The 21,919-nt window shown below is 63.7% G+C and carries 21 protein-coding genes and 1 tRNA gene; 12 read left to right on the top strand and 10 right to left on the bottom strand.

The genetic code is table 11. The annotated features are described in order from the left end of the window. The 4 genes from EOA36_RS04770 to EOA36_RS04785 all read right to left on the bottom strand — a co-directional run. A partial coding sequence (locus EOA36_RS04770) for an SDR family NAD(P)-dependent oxidoreductase (RefSeq protein WP_127275807.1) occupies positions 1-638 on the bottom strand: 638 nt, incomplete at its 3' end. A 24-nt stretch (positions 639-662) separates the two neighbouring features. Next, positions 663-1,613 (bottom strand): L-arabinose ABC transporter permease AraH, encoded by a 951-nt coding sequence (gene araH, locus EOA36_RS04775; protein WP_127275808.1) that lies wholly within the window; start codon positions 1,611-1,613, stop codon positions 663-665. A 9-nt stretch (positions 1,614-1,622) separates the two neighbouring features. Next, complete coding sequence (gene araG / locus EOA36_RS04780) at positions 1,623-3,134, bottom strand: L-arabinose ABC transporter ATP-binding protein AraG (protein ID WP_127275809.1); 1,512 nt, start codon at positions 3,132-3,134, stop codon at positions 1,623-1,625. Between the two features lie 71 nt (positions 3,135-3,205). Next, positions 3,206-4,195: an arabinose ABC transporter substrate-binding protein gene (locus tag EOA36_RS04785; protein ID WP_127275810.1), complete on the bottom strand. Its 990-nt coding sequence runs from the start codon at positions 4,193-4,195 to the stop codon at positions 3,206-3,208. 257 nt (positions 4,196-4,452) lie between these two features. On the opposite strand from EOA36_RS04785, the gene EOA36_RS04790 reads away from it, so the two are divergent. Together EOA36_RS04790 and dgoD are read left to right on the top strand one after the other, a co-directional pair. Continuing rightward, positions 4,453-5,142: a FadR/GntR family transcriptional regulator gene (locus EOA36_RS04790; protein ID WP_245464247.1), complete on the top strand. Its 690-nt coding sequence runs from the start codon at positions 4,453-4,455 to the stop codon at positions 5,140-5,142. Positions 5,143-5,150: 8 nt separating this feature from the next. Continuing rightward, positions 5,151-6,299 carry a galactonate dehydratase gene (dgoD, locus tag EOA36_RS04795; RefSeq protein WP_127275812.1) on the top strand — a complete coding sequence of 383 codons (1,149 nt, stop codon included), beginning with the start codon at positions 5,151-5,153 and terminating at the stop codon, positions 6,297-6,299. 422 nt (positions 6,300-6,721) lie between these two features. Here the strand turns inward: dgoD and EOA36_RS04800 are convergent. Both EOA36_RS04800 and EOA36_RS04805 read right to left on the bottom strand, forming a co-directional pair. Beyond that, a tRNA-Ala gene (locus EOA36_RS04800) sits at positions 6,722-6,797 on the bottom strand. A gap of 172 nt (positions 6,798-6,969) precedes the next feature. Then, positions 6,970-7,362, bottom strand: a complete 393-nt coding sequence (locus EOA36_RS04805) for a TIGR02300 family protein (protein ID WP_127275813.1) — start codon at positions 7,360-7,362, stop codon at positions 6,970-6,972. Positions 7,363-7,568: 206 nt separating this feature from the next. Between EOA36_RS04805 and aroA the strand changes: the two genes are divergently transcribed. From aroA to rpsA, 3 genes are all read left to right on the top strand, one after another. Further along, positions 7,569-8,927 (top strand): 3-phosphoshikimate 1-carboxyvinyltransferase, encoded by a 1,359-nt coding sequence (aroA, locus tag EOA36_RS04810; RefSeq protein WP_127275814.1) that lies wholly within the window; start codon positions 7,569-7,571, stop codon positions 8,925-8,927. 260 nt (positions 8,928-9,187) lie between these two features. After that, positions 9,188-9,838 (top strand): (d)CMP kinase, encoded by a 651-nt coding sequence (gene cmk, locus EOA36_RS04815; RefSeq protein WP_127275815.1) that lies wholly within the window; start codon positions 9,188-9,190, stop codon positions 9,836-9,838. Between the two features lie 206 nt (positions 9,839-10,044). Next, positions 10,045-11,742, top strand: coding sequence for a 30S ribosomal protein S1 (gene rpsA, locus EOA36_RS04820; RefSeq protein ID WP_127275816.1), 1,698 nt, complete (start codon positions 10,045-10,047; stop codon positions 11,740-11,742). Positions 11,743-11,963: 221 nt separating this feature from the next. Here the strand turns inward: rpsA and EOA36_RS04830 are convergent, their stop codons facing one another. The 4 genes from EOA36_RS04830 to EOA36_RS04845 all read right to left on the bottom strand — a co-directional run bounded on the left by EOA36_RS04830 (position 11,964) and on the right by EOA36_RS04845 (position 16,074). Continuing rightward, on the bottom strand, positions 11,964-12,671 hold the full coding sequence (locus EOA36_RS04830) for an SDR family NAD(P)-dependent oxidoreductase (protein WP_127275818.1): 708 nt from the start codon (positions 12,669-12,671) through the stop codon (positions 11,964-11,966). A gap of 222 nt (positions 12,672-12,893) precedes the next feature. Then, positions 12,894-14,474 (bottom strand): 5-guanidino-2-oxopentanoate decarboxylase, encoded by a 1,581-nt coding sequence (locus EOA36_RS04835; protein WP_127275819.1) that lies wholly within the window; start codon positions 14,472-14,474, stop codon positions 12,894-12,896. A gap of 86 nt (positions 14,475-14,560) precedes the next feature. Next, positions 14,561-15,205: a TetR family transcriptional regulator C-terminal domain-containing protein gene (locus tag EOA36_RS04840; RefSeq protein ID WP_167531483.1), complete on the bottom strand. Its 645-nt coding sequence runs from the start codon at positions 15,203-15,205 to the stop codon at positions 14,561-14,563. Further along, positions 15,202-16,074, bottom strand: coding sequence for a dimethylarginine dimethylaminohydrolase family protein (locus EOA36_RS04845; RefSeq protein WP_127275821.1), 873 nt, complete (start codon positions 16,072-16,074; stop codon positions 15,202-15,204). Before EOA36_RS04845 ends, EOA36_RS04840 begins: the two co-directional genes overlap by 4 nt. A 213-nt stretch (positions 16,075-16,287) precedes the next feature. Between EOA36_RS04845 and EOA36_RS04850 the strand changes: the two genes are divergently transcribed. The 7 genes from EOA36_RS04850 to EOA36_RS04880 form a co-directional block, all read left to right on the top strand. Next, a complete protein-coding gene (locus tag EOA36_RS04850) occupies positions 16,288-17,103 on the top strand; it encodes an ABC transporter ATP-binding protein (protein ID WP_127275822.1) in 816 nt (271 codons plus the stop codon). A 56-nt stretch (positions 17,104-17,159) separates the two neighbouring features. Further along, on the top strand, positions 17,160-17,957 hold the full coding sequence (locus tag EOA36_RS04855; protein ID WP_127275823.1) for a transporter substrate-binding domain-containing protein: 798 nt from the start codon (positions 17,160-17,162) through the stop codon (positions 17,955-17,957). A gap of 204 nt (positions 17,958-18,161) precedes the next feature. Beyond that, positions 18,162-18,827 carry an ABC transporter permease gene (locus tag EOA36_RS04860; protein ID WP_127275827.1) on the top strand — a complete coding sequence of 222 codons (666 nt, stop codon included), beginning with the start codon at positions 18,162-18,164 and terminating at the stop codon, positions 18,825-18,827. Further along, the gene (locus EOA36_RS04865; protein ID WP_127275824.1) at positions 18,827-19,636 is read left to right on the top strand and encodes an ABC transporter permease; all 810 of its coding nucleotides are present in this window, start codon (positions 18,827-18,829) and stop codon (positions 19,634-19,636) included. Before EOA36_RS04860 ends, EOA36_RS04865 begins: the two co-directional genes overlap by 1 nt. A gap of 111 nt (positions 19,637-19,747) precedes the next feature. Further along, positions 19,748-20,749 (top strand): Ldh family oxidoreductase, encoded by a 1,002-nt coding sequence (locus EOA36_RS04870; protein WP_167531478.1) that lies wholly within the window; start codon positions 19,748-19,750, stop codon positions 20,747-20,749. A gap of 241 nt (positions 20,750-20,990) precedes the next feature. After that, the gene (locus tag EOA36_RS04875; RefSeq protein ID WP_127275826.1) at positions 20,991-21,272 is read left to right on the top strand and encodes a hypothetical protein; all 282 of its coding nucleotides are present in this window, start codon (positions 20,991-20,993) and stop codon (positions 21,270-21,272) included. A gap of 196 nt (positions 21,273-21,468) precedes the next feature. Continuing rightward, positions 21,469-21,919 (top strand): DoxX family protein (locus EOA36_RS04880; protein WP_135862410.1); only part of this gene is annotated, 451 nt, incomplete at its 3' end.

The raw sequence follows: 21,919 nt of genomic DNA on the forward strand, positions 1-21,919 counted from the left end.
GCCATGGTATTGGCGCGCGCTGCCGCCGTATCAGGAAAACTGTTCCAGTAGTCGATGGCCTTCTGCGTCTCGACATAGCCCGGCGCCAGCGCGTTCACGCGCACGCCCTGCCCGGCATATTCGAGCGCCAGCGATTTGGTCAGCCCAAGCAGGGCGTGCTTGGCGACAGGATAGGGAAAAGTGTGTGGGATGATGGTGAAGCCGTGGGTCGAGGCGATGTTGAGGATCGCCCCGCCGCCATTCGCCAGCATGCCCGGCAGCACCGCCTTGCTGCAGTTCCAGGCGCCCTTGACGTTGACGTCGAAATTGCGGGTCCACTCTTCTTCGGTGGCCTCCAGCGGCGTCGAGAAAACGTTCATTCCGGCATTGTTGATCAATGCGTTAACCGGACCTATCTCGGCGTTCGCGCGGGCAACGGCTGCTTTTATCGCGGCCCCGTCGCTGATGTCGGCTGTCGCATGCCCGACCTGCCCCTTGGGTGCCACGAGGCCCGCGACGGTCTTCTCCAGCAACGCGCCGTCCTGGTCGACGAGGAACAATTTCGCACCCTCGGCAAGACAGGCCTCGGCGATGGCCAGCCCGATGCCTTGCGCGGCGCCCGTCAGGAAGATGCGTTTGCCGGACAGGCGCTCAGCCATGGGTGTCACTCCAGTCGAACACGGTCAACGCCGGCCCAAGGCCGACGAACGCAGATTGTCGAGCAGCACGGCGAGCAGCAGCATCACGCCTCGCACGATGTACTGATAAAAGGCCGGGATATTGAGCAGGTTCATGGCGTTCTCGGCGATGCCCATGATCAGCACGCCGACGATGACGCCCGACATTGTGGCGCGGCCGCCGGCAAGCGACACGCCGCCGAGCACGCAGGCCGAGATGACCGAGAGTTCAAGCCCCACCGCCGCGTTGGGCTGTCCGGAGGTGATGCGTGACGCCAGCAGGATGCCGGCGATGCCGCAGACGACGCCTTGCAGGGCGAAAATCCAGATGCGCGTGCGGTCGACATTGACGCCGGCCAGCCGTGACGCTTCAGGATTGCCGCCAATGGCCAGCGTGTTCTTGCCGAAGACGGTGCGGTTGAGCACGAAGCCAAAAATGCCGAACAGAACCGCCAGCACCCAGACGGGTGTCGGTATGCCGAGGAATTTCGACAGCGCGAGCTGATAGAAGTCCGGGCTGTTGATGCCGACGGCGCGCCCGTCGGATGCGATGAGTGCAAGGCCGCGCACGATCTGCATGGTCGCCAGCGTCGTGATCAGCGCGTTGATGCGGAATTTGGCGATGACGATACCGTTGATGAAGCCGACAAAGGCACCGCAGGCGATCGCTGCCAGCAGCCCGAGCAGGATCGAGCCTGTGTAGTTCGACGCCATCACCGCGACCATGCCGGCGAAGGCAACGATGGAGCCAACCGACAGGTCGAAGTCGCGCGCCGCGAGACAGAACATCATGGTGCAGGCAACGATGCCGACGGTAACCACCGACTGTAGCAGGCCGAGCATATTGCGGTCGGTGAGGAAATTGGGAACCAGCAGCGAGACCAGCGCGAAGGCAACGACGAAGATGACGACGAGGCCCTGTTCGCCGAGCAGGATCTTCTTCAACTGATCGGTCATGTCAGGTCCTCAGGATGCGATGGCGTCGGGGGTTTTGGTGTCGGGAAGTGCCGCCGCCAGGATCGCCTTCTCGGCGAACTGGTTGCGTGCAAGCTCGGCATTGATGCGCCCGCCGCACATCACCAGGATACGGTCGCAAATGCCCATCACCTCCGGCAGGTCGGACGAGACGACGACGATCGCCATGCCATCCTCGGCAAGCTGGTAGAGCAGTTCGTAGATTTCCGACTTGGCGCCGACGTCGATGCCGCGTGTCGGCTCATCGACGATGAGGACGCGTACGCCCTGCTCCGACAGCCAGCGGCCAAGGATGACCTTCTGCTGGTTGCCGCCGGAGAGATTGATGATGTCTTGCTTGCGCGATGGCGTGCGCACCTTGAGCTTCTTGATGAAGGTTTCGGCCGTGGCGATCTCGCTGGCGCGGTTCAGGATGCCGAAGCGCGCGTGATGGCGCCGCGAGGAGATGTTGATGTTCTCCTCGATCGAGCGGCCCTGGATGATGCCGTCATGCTTGCGGTCTTCCGAACACAGCACGATGCCGGCCCGGATCGCGCCATGCGGGTCGGCGGCATGGATCGCCTTGCCATCCACCGTGATGGTGCCGCCCGAGCGCGGGTCGGCGCCGAAGACCAGCCGCATCAGTTCCGAGCGGCCTGCACCGATGAGGCCGAAGAAGCCGACGATCTCGCCGGCCCTTGCCTCGAAACTGGCCGGTATCTTCAGTTTTGCTCCGGAGATGGCTTCGACCTCCAGCCTCATGTCGCCGGCCTTGCGTGGCCGAAAACCCCAGATGTCGGAGATTTCGCGGCCGACCATTTCGGCGACAACCTGGTCGCGGGTGACGCCTTTCAGCGATGCGTGGTGCGCCGCGAGCTTGCCGTCGCGCAGCACGGTCAGGCTGTCGCAGAGGCGGAACACCTCGTCGAGCCGGTGCGAGACATAGATGATGACCTTGCCCTCGCCGCGCAGGCGGTCGATCAGGGCAAACAGGATTTCGCTCTCGCGCGACGACAGCGACGAGGTCGGCTCGTCCAGCGCGATGACGCGCGCGTCGAGCATGATTGCCTTGGCGATCTCGATCATCTGGCGCTCGCCGATCGACAGCGTCTTGACCTTGCGGCTGATATCGATGTCGATGCCGGCCGATTTCAGCTTGGCGCCGACGTCCTCCAGCATCTTGCCGCGCGCGATGACGCCGGCGCTGGCGGGAAAGCGGCCGAGGCTGAGGTTCTCGGCGACGGTGAGTTCCGGCACGAGCTGCAATTCCTGATGAATGACGATGACCCCATTGTCGAAGGCATCCCTTGTCGAGGCATAGGCGTGGACCTTGCCGTCGATGCGGATCTCGCCTTCGTCCGCATGCTGGTCGCCCGACAGGATCTTGATCAGGGTCGATTTACCGGCGCCGTTTTCGCCCATCAGGCCATGCACTGCGCCCCTGTCGACGCCGAACGAGACGTCCGACAGCGCCTTGACACCCGGATAGGTCTTGGTGATGTGCGAGAAGTCGAGAAAGGACACGGGCGTCGATCCTTCTTGTGCCACGGCAAACAGGCGGCGGCATGAGCCGCCGCCTGTTTGTACAGGGAGGATTATTCGATGCCGAGGCCCTGGCGGACCTTCTGGTAGTCGTCGCGTTTGGCCAGCGCGCCGGAGGTCAGGATCAGCTTCTCCGGTTCCTTGTTGTTGGCGACCCAGTCATACATGTTGAGCGCCGTCTCGTAGCCATGGCGCTTCGGCGAGATGATCACGGTGCCGACAAAGCCAGTGGCGGTCGGCTTCTTGAATTCGTTGATCGCCGAATCCGCGCCGCCGATGCCGACGCCGATCATGCCGTCAGCAGCAATGCCGACGCTTTCGGATGCGCGCACTGCACCGAGCACCGCTTCGTCGTTGAGGCCGAAAGAGACCCACTTCTTGATGTCGGCATGGGCGTTGAGCACCACCGTCGCGGCATTGAGGGCTGCTTCGGTGTCGGTCTTGGCCTGGGGAGCGTCGAAAATGTTCTCGGCCTTGAAGCCGTTGGCCTTCAGCACCGAGATGGCGCCTTCGACACGGTCGACGGCAGTCGGCAACTGGTCATAGGAAACGCGGATCGCACCGACTTCGTCGGCCTTCCAGCCGCGCGCCTTCATCTCATCGACGATCGCCTGGCCGACGGCCTCACCGATCTTGGTGGCCGAGATGCCCATATGCGGCACGTCTTCGAGCGCCTTGCCGTCGGCGCCGACCAGACGGTCGTCGACGGTCATCAGCTTGAGATTGTTGGCGGTGGCCTTGGCGACGATGCCGGGGCCAAGCTTTACGTCCGGCGTGCAGACGATGAAGCCCTGGGCGCCCTGCGCGCCGAGATTGTCGATCGCCGACATCAGCTTTTCGCCGTCCTCGGCGCCGATCTTGACGAGGGTAAAACCCTTTTCCTTGGCGGCCTGGTCGGCGAACTTCCATTCGTCCTGGAACCACGGCTCCTCGGGCTGTTTGACGATGAAGCCGATCTTGGTGTCCTGAGCATATGCAGCGATGGTCGTGACGGACAGCACGGCAAGCGCGCCCGCGACGAGCGCGGTCTTCAGAAGTCGCATGATTACCTCCCAGCGATGGCCGGGCGCTCAGCCCGGATGCAGGAGTCTCTAATTGTTTTTATCATACTCGTCAATTGATCTGGTATGATAATTAAGATACATGCTCTGACCAGGGATCGCTGGCGCAAATCATCCGCATCCGGTAAGGCCGGGCCGGTTGTGCGAAACCAGTGGGTTCGCCGCCTTGGAGGAGGGCTGAGGTGACCGAAACGTCTAAGAAGGCTTCAGCCGACACGGCCACGCGCCGCCCGCGCGTCATGCCCGATGTGACGAAGGCGATCGCCTCCGACATCTTTTCCGGGCGCTATCCGGCCGGCTCTTCCCTGCCCACCGAAAACGAACTCGGCGTCGAGTATGGCGTCAGCCGCACCGTCATCCGCGAAGCCCTGAAGGTGCTGGCCGCCAAGGGGCTGGTGCTATCGCGGCCGCGCGTCGGCACCATCGTGTGCAACGAGGACGACTGGAACATCATCGACCCGCAAGTGCTGGCCTGGCACGCGCCGCATGCGCTTGACGACAAGCTGTTCGATGCCATCCTGGAGACACGCCGGGCCATCGAGCCGCTGGTCGCCGAGTTGGCCGCCACGCGTGCGACGCTGCAGGAGATCGCCGATCTGGAGGCCGCGTGGCGCGGCATGGCTGATGCCGGCGAGGACCTCGCCGCCTTCTCGCGCAGCGACATTGCTTTCCACCAGATCGTCTATGCCGCCAGCCACAACCCGATCTTCCGCCAGATCGGCAACCTGATCGACACCGGGCTGAAATTCTCGCTGGAAGCGACGGCAACCATCTCGCTCGACCGCCGCATGGAAGCCGTGGCGGCACACCGCGAAGTGGTGGAGGCGCTGCGCATGCGCGACGCCGAGGCGGCGCGTGGTGCTGCCAACCGGATCCTCGACCTTGCGGCGCGCGACCTCGTCAGCGCCAAGAAACTCAAGAACAACTGAGACCGCGCATGAAAATCATCTCGCTCACCACCTACATCGTTCCGCCACGCTGGCTGTTCCTGAAGATCGAGACAGATGCCGGCGTCACCGGCTGGGGCGAGCCGGTGGTCGAAGGCCGCGCGTTGACCGTCGAAGCGGCGGTCAAGGAGCTTGGCGATTATCTCATCGGCAAGGATCCTCGCCTGATCGAGGATCATTGGACGGTGATGCATCGCGGCGGCTTCTACCGCGGCGGGCCGATCCTGATGAGCGCCATTGCAGGCATCGACCAGGCGCTGTGGGACATCAAGGGCAAGGCGCTCGGCGTGCCCGTGCATGAACTGCTCGGCGGCAGACTGCGCGACACCATCAAGGTCTATTCCTGGATCGGCGGCGACCGGCCGGCGGAAGTGGCGGCTGGCGCCAAGGAAGTCGTGGCCCGCGGCTTCCTGGCGCTCAAGATGAACGGTACGGAGGAACTGCAGATTGTCGACAGCCACGACAGAATAGATGCCGCCGTCGAACGCGTCGCGATGGTGCGCGAGGCGGTCGGGCCCAATATCGGCATCGCCGTCGATTTCCATGGCCGCGTCCACCGGCCGATGGCCCGCATCCTCGTCAAGGAATTGGAGCCCTACCGCCTGATGTTCATCGAGGAGCCGGTGCTCAGCGAAAACCGCGAGGCGCTGAAGGAGATCGCCGCCCTTGGCTCGACGCCGATCGCGCTCGGCGAGCGGCTCTACAGCCGCTGGGACTTCAAATCCGTGTTCGAGGAAGGCGTCGTCGACATCATCCAGCCCGATCTGTCGCATGCCGGCGGCCTCACCGAGTGCCGCAAGATCGCGGCTATGGCGGAGGCGTATGACGTGGCGGTGGCGCCGCACTGCCCGCTCGGACCGATCGCGCTCGCCGCCTGCCTGCAGCTCGATGCCGTGAGCTACAACTGTTTCATCCAGGAGCAGAGCCTGGGCATCCACTACAACGCCGCCAACGACCTGCTCGACTACGCCGCCAACAAGGACGTCTTCCGCTACGAGGATGGCTATGTCGCCATCCCCGACGGCCCGGGGCTCGGCGTCGAGATCGACGAGGACTATGTCAACGAGCGGGCCAAGGAAGGCCACCGCTGGCGCAACCCGATCTGGCGCCACAAGGACGGCTCCTTCGCCGAGTGGTGAGCAGCGAGGTCAGCAGCCAAGCTACCACATTTTTTTCTCAGCATTATCGAGCAACGGTCTTCTGACACGTCACCAACGCCGTCCGTGTTCACGATGAGATCAGACGGGAACTCTTTTCGATAACGAAACCCAGCTTCTCACAAGCGGCAACGCATCGAACGACGGAAATCGATGCGTTGTTCCCAAGCGAGTTGCGTCCAGAGTTATCCGCCCCGATGAAGCATAGAGCCTGTTTGTTGTCGCTATCGCGGCGCATCCTGACGATGCCCGGCGGAGGGTCGCATACGGTAAGTGCCAGCGCCAACCCAGCAAGAGCGAGTGTAATCAGACTGCCGTTCCGCATTGACCTATCCCACCCCGCTGAAACGGAGACGGACCAGTTAGCATGCGCGCTGACAAAAAAGCTGAAACTCTATAGAACTTGGTGGAGCCAATCGGGATCGAACCGACGACCTCTTGAATGCCATTCAAGCGCTCTCCCAACTGAGCTATGGCCCCACTCCCGGCAGTCTGCCGGCGCCGTTTCCGGCGAGAGATCGGCGAGGGTTGGAAGACCGCGCCGTTAGTGCAGGCGGCTTCTAACCCCGCCTTTCCCAGATATCAAGCCTTCATCGGCGGCTTTTTCTTCACAGGCCGTGAAAGCCGGCAAACGCTTGCGTTCGAGACCTTGTCAGACCTCGTCGTCGTCGTCGCCGACGCCGATCATGTCGGCAACGTCGTCGTCTTCTTCCTCTTCGTCGGCAAGGAAGGTGTCATCCTCGTCGTCGCCGAGATCGACATCATCCTCGTCGTCGCCGAGATCGGGAAGATCGTCGCCGCCCTTGGCCTCGTCATCGGCCTCTTCCAGCGAAACGACTTCGGCGCCCTCTTCGTCCTCGGCGTCCACTTCCTTCTCGGCCACTTCCTCCTCCTCCTCGACGGCGGCGATCTTGCCTTCGTCGAAATAGGAACGCGGATAGCTCTTGCCGGTATAGGGCGAGACGATCGGGTCTTTGTTCAGGTCGTAGAATTTCCGGCCCGTTTCAGGGTCGATGCGTTTTGTGCCAAGTTCGGTTTTTGCCACGGCAAGCCTCGTCAATAAAAGAGTGGTCCCCTTAACCACAGTTTGCAGCGCTGTCAAAGCGAAAAGCCGGCGTCACAAAACCAAGCATTCAAAGGCCTCGCGCCAAGTGACGACCATGGGGATGACCATTTCGCCTCGCCGTGATAGGAGACCGCCGCAACAAATGAAAAGCGCCGGACCGCCGGCATTCCGTCCAGGGAAATTCCATGTCACACGCCGCCGCTGCCAAGCCGGCCACCGCCCGCAAATCATCCGCCCTTTCCGGCACGGCCCGTGTGCCGGGCGACAAATCGATCTCGCACCGCTCCTTCATGTTCGGGGGGCTTGCCTCCGGCGAAACGCGCATCACCGGCCTGCTCGAGGGCGAGGACGTGATGCGCACGGGCGCGGCCATGAAGGCGATGGGCGCGCATATAGAGAAGCACGGCGCGGAATGGGTGATCCGCGGCACCGGCAACGGCGCGCTGCTGCAGCCGGAAGGCCCGCTCGACTTCGGCAATGCCGGCACCGGCTCGCGGCTGACCATGGGGCTTGTCGGCACCTACGACATGGAAACGACCTTCATCGGCGATGCCTCGCTGTCCGGCCGGCCGATGGGCCGCGTGCTGGAACCCCTGCGCCAGATGGGCGTGCAGGTGCTGAAGGCGACGCCCGGCGACCGCATGCCGATCACGCTGCATGGCCCAAAGCACGCAGCCCCGATCACCTACCGCGTGCCGATGGCCTCGGCACAGGTGAAGTCGGCGGTGCTGCTGGCCGGCCTCAACACGCCGGGCATCACCACCGTGATCGAGCCGGTGATGACGCGCGACCACACCGAAAAGATGCTGAAAGGCTTTGGCGCCAATCTGTCGGTCGAGACTGACGAGCGCGGCGTGCGCCACATTTTCATCGAAGGCCAGGGCAAGCTCACCGGCCAGACCATCGCGGTGCCGGGCGACCCTTCCTCGGCCGGTTTCCCGCTGGTGGCGGCGCTGATCGTGCCGGGCTCGGACATCACGATCGAGAACGTGCTGATGAACCCGACCCGCACCGGCCTGCTTCTGACGCTGCAGGAAATGGGCGGCCAGATCGACATTTTGAACCGGCGCAATGCCGGCGGCGAGGATGTCGCCGACCTGCGCGTGCGTTACTCCGAGCTGAAAGGCGTCACCGTGCCGCCGGAGCGGGCGCCGTCGATGATCGACGAATATCCGGTGCTCGCCGTTGCCGCGAGCTTCGCCGAAGGCGAAACGCTGATGCAGGGGCTGGAGGAACTGCGGGTGAAGGAATCCGACCGGCTGTCGGCGGTGGCCCACGGGCTCAAGCTCAACGGCGTCGACTGCACCGAGGGCGAGGCTTCGCTCGCCGTGCGCGGAAAACCCGGCGGCAAGGGCCTGGGAGGCCATCCCAACGGCCTGGATACGACGGTCAAGACGCATCTCGACCACCGCATCGCCATGAGCTTCCTGGTCATGGGGCTGGCGACGGAAAAGCCGGTCACCATCGACGACCAGGCGATGATCGCGACGAGTTTTCCGGAGTTCATGGGATTGATGAAGGGGCTGGGCGCGGAGATCGGGTGATTGTCGATGGCAATTGCAAACCTCGGAGATTGGATGCCGACATCCCTCCCTTCGTCATCCCGGGGCGAAGCAAGGAGCGGAGCGACGCCGCGCAGACCCCAGGATCCATGCCGTGACTTCAACGCTCCGCAACGGTGCAATATTCTGGTCCGCGGCATCCTTCGGTTGAGGACACGGCATGGATCCCAGGGTCTCCGCGACGGAGCTTCGCTCCTGCTCCGCCCTAGGATGACGAACGCGTTGGGATCGACGGCCTGCCAATGACCCACCCCTTCACCATCGCCATCGACGGACCGGCCGGCGCCGGCAAGGGCACGCTCGCCCGCCGGCTCGCCGATCACTATCGCCTGAATCTGCTCGACACCGGGCTTACCTATCGCGCCGTCGCACATGCGCTGCTGCGGCTTGGCCTGCCGCTCGACAATGTCTCAGCGGCAGAGACCGCGGCGCGCCAGGTCGACCTGGCAAAGCTCGACCGCGCGGTGCTGTCGGCGCATGCGGTTGGCGAAGCGGCTTCGAAGGTCGCGGTTTTCCCGACCGTGCGCCGCATCCTGGTCGAAAAGCAGCGCGATTTCGCCAGGACGCCGCCGGGCGCGGTGCTTGACGGGCGCGATATCGGCACCGTCGTGTGTCCCGACGCCGACATCAAACTCTATGTGACGGCGAGTGCCGAAGTGCGGGCACGCCGCCGGCTGGCCGAGATCGAAAGCATCGGCGGCACCGCCAATTTCGCCGAAATCCTTGCCGATATCCAACGCCGCGACGAGCGCGACATGGGCCGGGCCGACTCGCCGCTGAAGCCGGCCGCCGACGCGCACTTGCTTGATACCAGCGAAATGGCTATAGAAGCCGCGTTTCTCGCGGCCATGTCTGTTATCGACGACGTGCTGGCCAAGAGAAACAAGGCCTGATCCGGGTTTTCTCCCGCGTTTCCGTTGCCGGAGGCGAAGAAAATACCCATATCGGGCACGAACCAGCCTGCCAGCATTCTTCATGCGCCGGAATTGCCGCTCGAAAAGCGGCCCAGGGCTTTTTAGCCCGGAACGCCGGCAGGCCAACGCAACGCTAACCCACGGCGCCCGTCCCGCTCGAGATGCGGGGCACTCCAGGAGAAACAATGTCAGCTGCAAATCCCACTCGCGATGATTTCGCGAGCCTGCTCGAAGAATCATTCACCACCGGCCATTCCGGCGAAGGTCAGGTCGTCAAGGGTACGATCACGGCGATCGAAAAGGACATGGCCATCATCGACGTCGGCCTGAAGGTCGAAGGCCGCGTGCCGCTGAAGGAATTCGGCGTCAAGGGCAAGGACACCACCCTCAAGGTCGGTGACACCGTCGAAGTCTATGTCGAGCGCATCGAGAACGCGCTTGGCGAAGCCATGCTTTCCCGTGAGAAGGCCCGCCGCGAAGAGAGCTGGGTCCGCCTCGAAGAGAAGTTCACCAAGGGTGAGCGCGTCGAAGGCGTCATCTTCAACCAGGTCAAGGGCGGCTTCACCGTCGACCTCGACGGCGCCGTGGCCTTCCTGCCGCGCAGCCAGGTCGATATCCGCCCGATCCGCGACGTTTCCCCGCTGATGCACAACCCGCAGCCCTTCGAGATCCTCAAGATGGATCGCCGCCGCGGCAACATCGTGGTTTCGCGCCGCACCGTGCTCGAGGAGAGCCGCGCCGAACAGCGTTCGGAAATCGTGCAGAACCTTGAAGAAGGCCAGGTGGTCGAAGGCGTCGTCAAGAACATCACCGACTACGGTGCGTTCGTCGACCTCGGCGGCATCGACGGCCTGCTGCACGTCACCGACATGGCATGGCGCCGCGTCAACCATCCGACCGAAATCCTCAACATCGGTCAGACGGTCAAGGTGCAGATCATCCGCATCAACCAGGAAACCCACCGCATCTCGCTCGGCATGAAGCAGCTCGAGAGCGATCCGTGGTCCGAGATCGGCACCAAGTTCCCGATCGGCAAGAAGATCAAGGGTACCGTCACCAACATCACCGACTACGGCGCATTCGTCGAGCTGGAGCCGGGCATCGAGGGTCTCATCCACGTTTCGGAAATGTCGTGGACCAAGAAGAACGTGCACCCCGGCAAGATCCTGTCGACGACGCAGGAAGTCGACGTGGTGGTGCTCGAGGTCGATCCGGCCAAGCGCCGCATCTCGCTCGGCCTCAAGCAGACGCTGGAGAATCCGTGGCAGGCTTTCGCCTCGAGCCATCCGGTCGGCAGCCAGGTCGAGGGCGAGGTCAAGAACAAGACCGAGTTCGGCCTGTTCATCGGCCTCGAAGGCGACGTGGACGGCATGGTCCACCTCTCCGACCTCGACTGGACCCGTCCGGGCGAGCAGGTCATCGAAGAGTACAATCGCGGCGACATGGTCAAGGCGCAGGTGCTCGACGTCGACATCGACAAGGAGCGCATCTCGCTCGGCATCAAGCAGCTGGCCAAGGACACGGTCGGCGAAGCCGCGACTTCGGGCGAACTGCGCAAGAACGCGGTCGTCACCTGCGAAGTCATCGGCGTCAAGGATGGCGGTCTGGAAGTGCGGCTGGTCGACAGCGGCATCGAGACATTCATCAAGCGCTCCGACCTCAGCCGTGATCGCGACGAGCAGCGCCCCGAGCGCTTCACCGTCGGCCAGAAGGTCGACGCCCGCGTCATCGCCTTCGACAAGAAGACCCGCAAGCTGCAGGTCTCGATCAAGGCGCTGGAAATCGCCGAAGAGAAGGAAGCGGTCGCACAGTACGGCTCGACCGACTCCGGCGCTTCGCTGGGCGACATCCTGGGTGCCGCGCTGAAGAAGCAGGGCAACTAAGTCCTTCGCAACGCGAAGTCCTTCCACAGTCCAAAAACAAAACCCCGCCGGATCGCTCCGGCGGGGTTTTTCTTTGGAGCGGTTCAGCGTTTGATTGAATCGCCGACCCGCTCCAACTCTTTGTTTTTACGCAATTCCCAAGGGAAACCGCTACGCGTTCTTCCCGGGAAAACCGTTACGCACTTTCCCTGGAATTGCTCTCGGCGAAATGCTCTTGAAGTTCAGGCCCTGCCGTAGAGCGGCACCAGCGTTCCGCTCATTGCCCGGTTGGTGGGCGAGACGAGATAGGCGATTGATTCGGCCGCAGCTTCGAGGCTGACCCATTTGGTGAAATCGGCATCCGGCATGTCGGCGCGGTTCGCGGGCGTGTCGAGCGTCGAGGGAGCCACGGCATTGACCAGGATGCCATTGGCCTTGAGCTCTTCCGCCATGGCCACCGTCATGGCAGCGACCGCCGCCTTGCTGGCGGTGTAGGCGACCATCCCGGCGCCGCGCCTGGGGTCGAGCCCGGCGCGCGCGGTGACATTGACGATGCGGCCGGCAGAGCCCGACGCCAGCATCGAGCGGATAGCCGCGCGGCTGCACAGGAAGGTGGTGCGGGCGTTGGTGTCCATCATCTCGGCGAAGGATGCCGATTCGATCTTTTCCACCGGTGCCATGGCAAAGCCGCCCGCCAGATGGATCGATCCCCACAAGGCAGGGACCTGAGAATAGAAGGCTTCGACCTTGGCGGAGTCCGACAGGTCGACATTGTGCGCCAGCTTCACATTGTCGTGCGCGGTGAAGGGGAAGTGCTGAGGTGCCGCGGCGTGCGCGTTCGGCACATGACAGATCGCGCCCTGCTCCAGCAGCCTGCCGACCACCGCCCCACCGAGCGCGCCGGTTCCACCGGTCACAACGATATGCCTGCCTTCAAGTGTTTCCGTCATCCTGGACCGCTCCTGTCATTTTTATGACTTTTGTCGTTGGTTAGCCGCGCCGACGCGAAGCGTCGCGCCTTTCAGTCGATCACTCAACCGATATCTCGACATGGCAGCCGTCACGTCTTTGCATGCGTCAGCGCACCGTCGAATAGCGAAGCCTCATGCCTTCCAAGACCAAGCCGGCAAATGGTCCGCTTCCGGTCGGGGACCAAGGCCGGCCTGGATGGTTCAAACGACCGTGATTTCGATGACACGTGGCAGTCCCGTTGCCCGGGCGTGCCTCAACGCCTGTGGCAAGGCGTCGATGTCGGCCAGCCTTTCGGCTGATATGCCATAGGCTTCGGCAAGCTTGCAGAAATCCGGCGGCGCCGGCGACACGCCGACAGGTTCCACGCCGACATCGAGCATCGAGGTTTCGATCTCGCGATAGCCCCTGTTGTTCCAGACGACGAAGATGACGGGCGCTTCGGAATCCAGCGCTACGGCTATCTCCGGCAAGGTGAACTGGAAGCCGCCGTCGCCGGTCAGGCAGACAACCGGGGCATCGGGCACGGCGAGTGCCGCGCCGATCGCCGCCGGAGGGCCATAGCCCAGCGCGCCGAATCCGGTCGCGGCATTGAACCAGCCGCCGGGCCGGTCGTGGTCGTAGTAGAGGTTGGCGGCGTAAATCGGCTGGGTGGAGTCGCCGACGATGATGGCTCCGGGCAAGGCATCGCGGATCATTTCCACGGCACGCACCTGCGCCGCATAGGCCGGGCTCAACTCGGCAAAGGCGGCCTTTCGCCCCGCCGCGGCGCGGCCATGGCCGTCTTCGCCGGCGCTGTGGGCGGGATCGATCGCCGCAAGCAGGGCCTCGATCGCCACGGCGCAATCGGCCTGGATGGCGATCGTCGCCGGGCGCCGCGCAAGCTGGTCGGCGCCGATGTCGATACGGATCAGGTTCGAAGGCAGCACGAAGCCGCCGTCGCCATAGCCGTCATAGTCGGTCGGACCGAATTCGGTGCCGGCGGCGATCACCAGATCTGCCTCGGCCATCAGCGCGCGAACCGCTTTCAGGCTTGGGCTTGCCGGTACGCAAAGCGGATGACCATGCATCAGGCCGCGTGCGTTGGTGGTCTCGACAACCGGCGCGCCCAGCCTTTCGGCAAGCCGCCGCAGTGGAGCTTCGGCCTTCCTGGCGCCGCCACCGGCGAGGATCAACGGACGGCGCGCTACCTTGATTAGCTTCGCCGCCCCGGCAATTGCCCGGGCTTCCGGAGCGGGCGGGGCGGCATTGCTCAACGCAGCCGCAAGACCGTCGGCGGGCTTCACCATGATGTCGGTCGGAATTTCGATGTGCACCGGTCCTGGACGCGCGGACGAAAACAACGCGAAGGCACGGGCGAGCGCGCCCGGCAGTTCTGCGGCCTCGGTGATGCGCTCCGAGAACAGCGCTACCTTCTCCATCATGCCGCGCTGGTCGGGCAATTCATGCAGGAAGCCGAACCCCTTGCCGAGCGTGTCGGTGGCGTTGACGCCAGAGATCACCAGCATCGGCACCGAATCGGCGCGCGCCTGGCCCATGGCGGTGATGGTGTTGGTCAACCCCGGCCCGGTGATGACGAAGGCGACGCCCGGCCTGCCGCTGGCGCGGGCGTAGCCGTCGGCCATGAAGCCGGCGCCCTGTTCGTGGCGCGGCGTGACATGGCGGATCCTAGACCTCGCCAGGCCGCGATAGAGCTCGACCGTGTGGACGCCGGGGATGCCGAAGACGGTGTCGACACCATGGGCCTCGAGTAGCGAAATGAGCGCTTCGCCGATGGTGGTCATTGCTTTACTCCCCTGTCTCTTTGTTCTTAGTTCTTACGCAATTCCCAAGCGAAAGCGCTACGCGCTTTTCCCGGGAAAACCGCTTCTCATTTTTCCTGGAATTGCTTGAGCGGCGCGAGGCCGAGCTCGGCCTCGACAGCCTTGATGCCAATCGCCGCCAATTCGCCGGGCGAGAACATCTCGCCGGCCAGGCAGCCTTCGATCCAGAGCCCGTCGATGATCGCATTGATCGCGATGGCATGGTGGCGCAGCTCGCCTGCGTCCGGCTTGTGCTGTTCGGCGGCGAGCACTTCGGCCACGACCGCTTCCACCTCGTTGCGAAAGCCAAGGTAGCCGTCGCGGTGGGCGCGGGCCAAGGCAGGATCGGCACCGGCGCGGCCGAGGAAGGTTGCCCAGAGCGAAAACACCCGCGCGTCGATGATCGGCGCATTGAGGTTGGCGGTGACGAAGGCCGCGAGGCGTTGGCGCGGCGAGGCATCATCCATGACCAGTGCCGCTTTCGCCTGCTCGGTCATGCGGCCGACCAGCGCCGTATAGGCTTCCTGCAGCAATTCTTCCTTGCCCGGGAAATAATGCCGGATCAGCCCGGCGGTGACGCCGGCGCGCAATGCGATGGTGCGCAAGGTGGCGCCCTGCAGGCCATATTCCGCCACGCTGTCCAAAGTCGCTTCAATCAGATCCTGCCGCCGCCGCCCCTCGCCCTCGCGACGGAACTTACGGCGCGCGTTCATTGGCGCAGAATCGGTCGCGTCAGGCATGTCGGCCCGCCTTCGCAGGCGATGCAGAGCGCATCCGCCTCGAAGATTTCAACCGTGCAGCCGGCGGCTTCCATGGCGGCCTTGGTCCTGGGAAAGCCCGCGACGGCAATGACCTTGAGCGGGCTGGTCGGCAGGACGTTCAGGCTGAGGCCGTTGGAAGCGGCGAATTCTTCGGCGTCGCCTTCGACCAGCCGGATGCCGCGCGCCTTCAGCGTCTGATAGAACGGGGCCGGCAAAAGCGGCGAATAGACCAAGGCGAGGTCGTCGGCCAGCGGGCTGATCACCGACATCAGATGCAGGCACGCTTCTTCGCCCTGCCACAGCGGCAGATCAAAGCCGTAGACGGAAATGCCCAACGGCGTCAGCAGGTTGGAAACCTGCTGGATGCCTTCCTGGTTGGAGCGGACACCGCGCCCGATCGCCAGCGTGCGGGCATCCACCCATACACAGTCGCCACCTTCGACCTGGCCGGGAGCCTCGACGCGGCCAAGGATCGGAATGCCCAGTCTTCTATAGGTTTCCTCATGCAGCGAGGGCTCGCTGGCGCGCAACGGCTTGCCCATGGACAGGATCAGCGCGCCACGGTCGGTCATCAGCGAGGGGTCGTGCGTGAACACCGAATCCGAAAGTCCGTCGGCCTTGTCCTCGATCCATTCGATCTCGGCGCCGGAGGCCGCCACCAGTTCAGCAAGGACCGCGTGCTGCGAGGCTGCTTTCGCCGGGTTGAATCCCGGGCCATAGTGCCAGGCGGCCCTGTCGGCGTCACGCATGGCGTTGGCCGCCGACCGCATCAGCACGCGCCGCAGCGGCGCCGCCATGGACTGTGATCCGAAAGCGCTCATCGATGCCCTTTTTAAGCTGAAAAAAATCGGGAAAATTTCATGAGAGGTTATTTATACACTTGCACAACAAGGCCGCAAGTGCCGTAATGAGCGGGATTGACGGGCTCGCTCTGTTGGGTCCATGCTTGAAGTCTGGAGCGGGGCAGTACAGCGTATGTTGATTAGCCGGATAGACGTTCGACGAACCGCCTGCGGCCATATGGAGGTCTTTTGGTGAGCGCTGTGGCAGCTGCCAAACTCCCATCAGGCGAGGTGCAGGACAGCGCCGCAGAAGCCATCCATGTCGAGAACCTGCACAAGAAATTCGGTCAACTGCATGTGCTGAAGGGCGTATCGCTGTCGGCGCGCGACGGCGAGGTCATCGCCATCATCGGCGGCTCGGGCTCGGGTAAATCGACGCTGCTGCGCTGCATCAACTGCCTGGAAAATCCGACCAGCGGCATCATCCGGGTCAATGGCGAGGAGATCAAGCTCAAGGCGGACAGCCACGGCCACACCATCCCGGCCGACCGCAGGCAGATCGAACGCATCCGCTCCAAGCTCGGCATGGTGTTCCAGAACTTCAACCTGTGGAGCCATATGACGCTGATCGAAAACGTCATCGAGGTTCCCGTGCACGTGCTGGGCGTCAAGCGCGACCAGGCAATCGCCCAGGCCGAAAAGCTGCTGGCGCGGGTCGGGCTCGCCGAGAAACGCGATGTCTATCCGGCCTATCTCTCCGGTGGTCAGCAGCAGCGCGCCGCGATCGCTCGCGCCTTGGCCATCAATCCGCGCGTCATGCTGTTCGACGAACCGACCTCGGCCCTCGATCCCGAACTGGTGGGCGAAGTGCTGAAGGTGATCGGCGATCTGGCTCGCGAAGGCCGCACCATGGTGCTGGTCACCCACGAAATGAAATTCGCCCGCGAGGTCGCGACCCACGTCGTCTACCTCTACAACGGGCTGGTCGAGGAGGAAGGCCCGCCGGAGCAGATCTTTGGCGCGCCCAAATCCGAAAGGCTCAAGCAGTTCATCCGCAACATCGGCTAGGGACAGGCCGGGACGGAAGAAAACCGGGAACCAACAACAAACTGGGAGTTCTGAAAATGAAGACTGTTCTGAATACATTGGCCGCGGCACTGCTGCTCGGCGTCGCCGCCATGGGCGTGGCCAAGGCCGATCCGGTCAAGATCGGCGTCGCCGCCGAACCCTACGCGCCCTTCACCTCGCCCGATGCTTCGGGCAAATGGGTCGGCTGGGAAATCGACTTCATCGACGCCGTATGCGCCGAGGAAAAGCTCGACTGCGTCATCACCCCTGTCGCCTGGGACGGCATCATCCCGGCGCTGACCACCAAGAAGATCGACCTTATCGTCTCGTCGATGTCGATCACCGACGAACGCAAGAAGACCATCGACTTCTCCGACAAGTACTACAACACGCCGACCGCGATCATCGGCCCCAAGGACCAGAAATTCGGCGCCACGCCCGACGATCTCAAGGGCAAGGTCCTCGGCGTCCAGGTGTCGACGGTGCATGCCGTCTACGCCAAGAAGCACTTCGGCCCGACCGCATCCGAGATCAAGGAATACCAGACGCAGGACGAAGCCAACAACGACCTTGCCGCCGGCCGCCTCGACGCGGTGCAGGCCGATTCCATCGCGCTCAAGGAGTTCCTCAAGACCGACCAGGGCAAGGCCTGCTGCGATCTCAAGGGCATGGTGGCCCCTGACGACGAGGTGCTCGGACCGGGCGTCGGCGCCGGCGTGCGCAAGGAAGACACCGATCTGAAAGAGAAGATCAACGCCGGCATCAAGGCGATCCGCGCCAACGGCAAATATGACGAAATCTCGAAGAAATACTTCGATTTCGACATTTACGGCGGCGCCACGCAGTCGAACTGACGACCCTCGCATGGCTGGAGGACAGGGCGTTGACGCTCCCGTCCTCCAGCCGGCCTGTCCACGCATGCTTGCCGCCGGCCGCAGGTGCCGGCGGATCGAGCCAGCAATCCGGGGGCGACGCTGATCGAATCCTTTCTTCCGGCCTCGGCGGCCGGCATCGTCGAACTTCTCTCGCCCGCGCCCGTCGGCTGGGGCGGGACGCTCCTGGTCGGGCTCCTGCATTCGCTGGAGATCGCCGTCGGCGCCACCATCGTCGGCCTGCTTATTGGAACCTGGGGTGCCTATGGCAAGCTTTACGGCGGACCCGTGGTGCGCGACCTGTTCGCGGTCTACACCACCGTGGTGCGGGCCGTGCCGGAACTGGTGCTGATCCTGCTGCTCTATTATGCCGGCACCGACCTGATAAACCAGGTGCTGGCCGCCATGGGCTACCAACGTGTCGACATAAGCGGGCTGGTGGCCGGCATCGCCGTGCTCGGCTTCGTCCAGGGCGCCTATTCGACGGAAGTCATCCGCGGCGCGATCCTCGCCATTCCGCAGGGCCAGATCGAAGCCGCCCGCGCCTTTGGCATGTCTCCCGGCCTTCTGTTGCGGCGCATCACGCTTCCGGCGATGCTGCCTTTCGCCATTCCGGGCCTCGCCAATCTGTGGCTGATCGCCACCAAGGACACGGCGCTGCTGGCCGTCGTCGGCTTCTTCGAACTGACGCTGGCGACGCGGCAGGCAGCGGGCGTCACCAAGGCCTATCTGATTTTCTTCCTCGCCGCCGGCGTACTCTACCTCTGCGTGACGCTGGTTTCGAACTTCCTGCTTGGCCGCGCCGAGAAATGGGCGCGGCGCGGCATGCCTTCGATCAAGGAGGCCCGTTGATGACGGGTGAAACAGTCATCATCGATACGGCGGCGCGCGCTTCGCTCTGGCTGCAGCCGCATCGCATCGTGCTGATCCTCATCGCGGTGGGGCTGGTGGCGTCGGCCGCCTTCTTCATGCGCTGGGACTGGCTGCCGCAATATTGGGAAATGGGCCTGATGGGCATCTGGCGCGCCCTGTGGATCCTGGCCGTCACCTGCGCGCTCGGCTTCATGATCGCCGTGCCGGTCGGGCTAGCGCAGGCGGCAGGCTCGATCTGGGTCGCGGCACCGGCGAAAGTCTTCTGCACCATCATTCGCGGCACGCCGCTGCTTCTGCAGCTATGGTTGCTTTATTACGGGCTGGGCTCGCTGTTCCCGCAATATCCATGGATCCGCGAGTCCTGGATGTGGCCCTATCTCAGGCAGGCATGGCCATACGGCGTGCTGGCGCTGACCTTGTCCTTTGCCGGTTACGAGGGCGAGGTGATGCGCGGCGCCTTTGCCGGCGTGCCCAAGGGGCAGCTGGAAGCGGCCCGCGCCTTCGGCATGAGCCGCTGGAAGATTTTCCGCCGCATCTGGCTGCCACAAGCCTTCTACCGGGCGCTGCCGACGCTGACCGGCGAGACCGTGCTGCAGCTGAAATCGACGCCGCTGGTGGCGACGATCAGCGTGATCGATATCTTCGCGGTCTCGTCCAAGGTGCGGCAGGACACCTACCTCACCTACGAGCCCCTGCTGCTCTTGGCTTTGATCTATATGGCGATCACCGGCATTCTGGTCTTCGCCTTCAGCCGGATCGAGGCGCGGATCCCGGTCAAGATAGGTTAGGGGAGTAGGGGAGTAGGGGAGTAGCCAGCCACTTCCGCATTCACATTTCCATCCCCGTTCGCTATTCACTGCGCACAATTCCCTATTCCCTAATTCCTTAGGACCGTCATGATGCAACTCAGTCTCGACCAGGCAAAAGGACTGTGCCGGATGGCGGCACTTGGCGCCGGCGCCAATGAGGAGGCGGCGCAATCGCTCACCGCCTCGATCATCGCCGCCGAGGCCGAAGGACTTGCAGCCGTCGGGCTGTCGCATTTCATCGACTACCTCGAAGCGCTCGAGGCCGGGCGCATCGACGGCAATGCCGACCCGGTGATCACCCGGCCGGCGCTGGCCATTTATTTCTCGGACGCACGCGGCGGGCTGGCGCATACCGGCTTCGACCGTACCATCGACGACCTCGCCAAGGCGGCAAGACTGTTCGGCGTCGCCATCTTCTCGCAGAAGAACGCCTATACGTGCGGGGCGCTCGGCTACTTCACCGGCCGGCTGGCGGCGCAGGGGCTGGTGTCCTTTGCCGCCACCAATGGACCGGCCGTCCTGGCCGGCTCGGGCTCGGTCAAGCCGGTCTACTGCACCAATCCGATGTCGTTCGCCGCGCCCGCCGCCGACGGCGCGCCGCTGGTCATCGACCAGTCGTCGAGCGCGACCGCTTTCGTCAACATCCGCAAGGCCGCGGAAGACGGCAAGAAGATCCCCGAAGGCTGGGCGCTGGACGCCAGCGGCAATTCGACGACCGATCCAGCCGCCGCCATGAAGGGTGCCATGCTTGCCTTTGGCGGCCAGCGCGGCGCCAACATCGCTCTGATGGTCGAGGTGCTGGCGGCGGGCCTGTCGGGCGCCAACTGGTCGCTCGACGCGCCGTGGTTCAGTGGCGGCCCCGACAGTCCGGGAACCGGCCTGTTCGTGCTTGCGGTCGAGCCCAAGCTGCTCGATCCCGATTTCGAGCAGCGCATGAAAGACCAGCTCGACCGACTGCGCCGGCGCTATGGCGTGCATGTGCCCGGCCGTGCCCGGGCCGAAGCGGCGGAGAAGGCGCAGGCGCGCGGCATCACCGCGCCCAAAGCAGTGATCCAGCGCATCTCCGAATTCGCCGAGCGCTATTCGGCCTGAATAATTTCTATTATTTTCAGATAGTTACATGACCCTCCCCGCCCGAGGCGCGGTTGTGCGCGCTTTTTTGCGTTTGCCCTGAACCTTTTCCGACGCTCGGGCGACCAACGTTTGTGCAGGGCAAGGCGTGCTTGCCCGATCCAGACCGGGGAACAGCAAAATCCAATCGAAAGTCTGCTCCGCGCGAAAGGCATCGCCCTTCGCGTCCCGGAAACACAACCTCGAATCAAGGAAGATCATCATGACCAATACCAAGACCACCATCCTGACCGCCGTCCTCCTGCTCGGTTCCTTCATGGGCGCCACGCAGGCGGCCGATTTGAAGGCCGCACCGGTCAAGCCGGCCAATCCGGGCGTCATCACCGCGCCGAGCGGCGGCGCCACCGAGGACCACTACTGCAAGAACGGCCACGCCAAATTCGCCAACTGCAGCGCTGATTTCATCGCCGCCTGCAAGAAGGTTGGTGGCACCATGTCGGATGTTCAGGGCTGGGGTGGGCGTACTTGCTTCACGCCCTCCTGATACCGTCTCAGGTCAGGCCGCTCGTCGGCCCCTGACACCTCATGGATGTCACCCGGAAAACCCCGCCTCGGCGGGGTTTTCTGCATTTCTCGTTCGTGACGCCAAAACATGATTTCAAAAGTTAACTTTTGTTAACTTGACTTGGTTGCAACCCTCCGGCGTTTGCGAAAGGCATTGTCACAAAACAGGAGCTCCGATGTCCGCGACCACCGACCCCTCCCACGGCAAGCTGATCATTCCGACGCTTGGCCGGCTGTATTCGTCGCTGCATGATGCAGGCGAAACCGTGCTGCGCGTCATCGCCGGCGCGTTCCTCACCATCCACGGCTCGCAGAAGATCGCCAACCCTTTCGGCGCCGCCGAAATGGTCGAAGGCCTGGGCTTCTATCCCGGCGCCTTCTGGTCGTTGCTTTTGGCCTGTGCCGAATTCTTCGGCGGCATCCTGATCGCCATCGGTCTTCTGACGCGGCCCGCCGCCTTTGCCGGCCTGTTCGTGCTGCTGGTGACCGTCTGGTTCCACTGGGTCACCATGGGCCAGGGCTTCTCGGGCGCTGAAAAATCGCTCCTGTGGGCCGCGATCCTGCTGTTCTTCGTCATTCGCGGCGGCAACCGGCACTCGGTCGATGCCCGCCTCGGCAAGGCATTCT

Source organism: Mesorhizobium sp. M8A.F.Ca.ET.021.01.1.1 (assembly GCF_003998025.1).
Classification (GTDB): domain Bacteria; phylum Pseudomonadota; class Alphaproteobacteria; order Rhizobiales; family Rhizobiaceae; genus Mesorhizobium.

Coding starts and splice junctions, on each gene's coding strand:
- araH (WP_127275808.1), bottom strand. CDS start 1,613: ATGACCGATCAGTTGAAGAAGATCCTGCTCGGCGAACAGGGCCTCGTC.
- EOA36_RS04785 (WP_127275810.1), bottom strand. CDS start 4,195: ATGCGACTTCTGAAGACCGCGCTCGTCGCGGGCGCGCTTGCCGTGCTG.
- EOA36_RS04790 (WP_245464247.1), top strand. CDS start 4,453: ATGCCCGATGTGACGAAGGCGATCGCCTCCGACATCTTTTCCGGGCGC.
- dgoD (WP_127275812.1), top strand. CDS start 5,151: ATGAAAATCATCTCGCTCACCACCTACATCGTTCCGCCACGCTGGCTG.
- aroA (WP_127275814.1), top strand. CDS start 7,569: ATGTCACACGCCGCCGCTGCCAAGCCGGCCACCGCCCGCAAATCATCC.
- cmk (WP_127275815.1), top strand. CDS start 9,188: ATGACCCACCCCTTCACCATCGCCATCGACGGACCGGCCGGCGCCGGC.
- rpsA (WP_127275816.1), top strand. CDS start 10,045: ATGTCAGCTGCAAATCCCACTCGCGATGATTTCGCGAGCCTGCTCGAA.
- EOA36_RS04830 (WP_127275818.1), bottom strand. CDS start 12,671: ATGACGGAAACACTTGAAGGCAGGCATATCGTTGTGACCGGTGGAACC.
- EOA36_RS04835 (WP_127275819.1), bottom strand. CDS start 14,474: ATGACCACCATCGGCGAAGCGCTCATTTCGCTACTCGAGGCCCATGGT.
- EOA36_RS04840 (WP_167531483.1), bottom strand. CDS start 15,205: ATGAACGCGCGCCGTAAGTTCCGTCGCGAGGGCGAGGGGCGGCGGCGG.
- EOA36_RS04845 (WP_127275821.1), bottom strand. CDS start 16,074: ATGAGCGCTTTCGGATCACAGTCCATGGCGGCGCCGCTGCGGCGCGTG.
- EOA36_RS04855 (WP_127275823.1), top strand. CDS start 17,160: ATGAAGACTGTTCTGAATACATTGGCCGCGGCACTGCTGCTCGGCGTC.
- EOA36_RS04865 (WP_127275824.1), top strand. CDS start 18,827: ATGACGGGTGAAACAGTCATCATCGATACGGCGGCGCGCGCTTCGCTC.
- EOA36_RS04870 (WP_167531478.1), top strand. CDS start 19,748: ATGCAACTCAGTCTCGACCAGGCAAAAGGACTGTGCCGGATGGCGGCA.
- EOA36_RS04875 (WP_127275826.1), top strand. CDS start 20,991: ATGACCAATACCAAGACCACCATCCTGACCGCCGTCCTCCTGCTCGGT.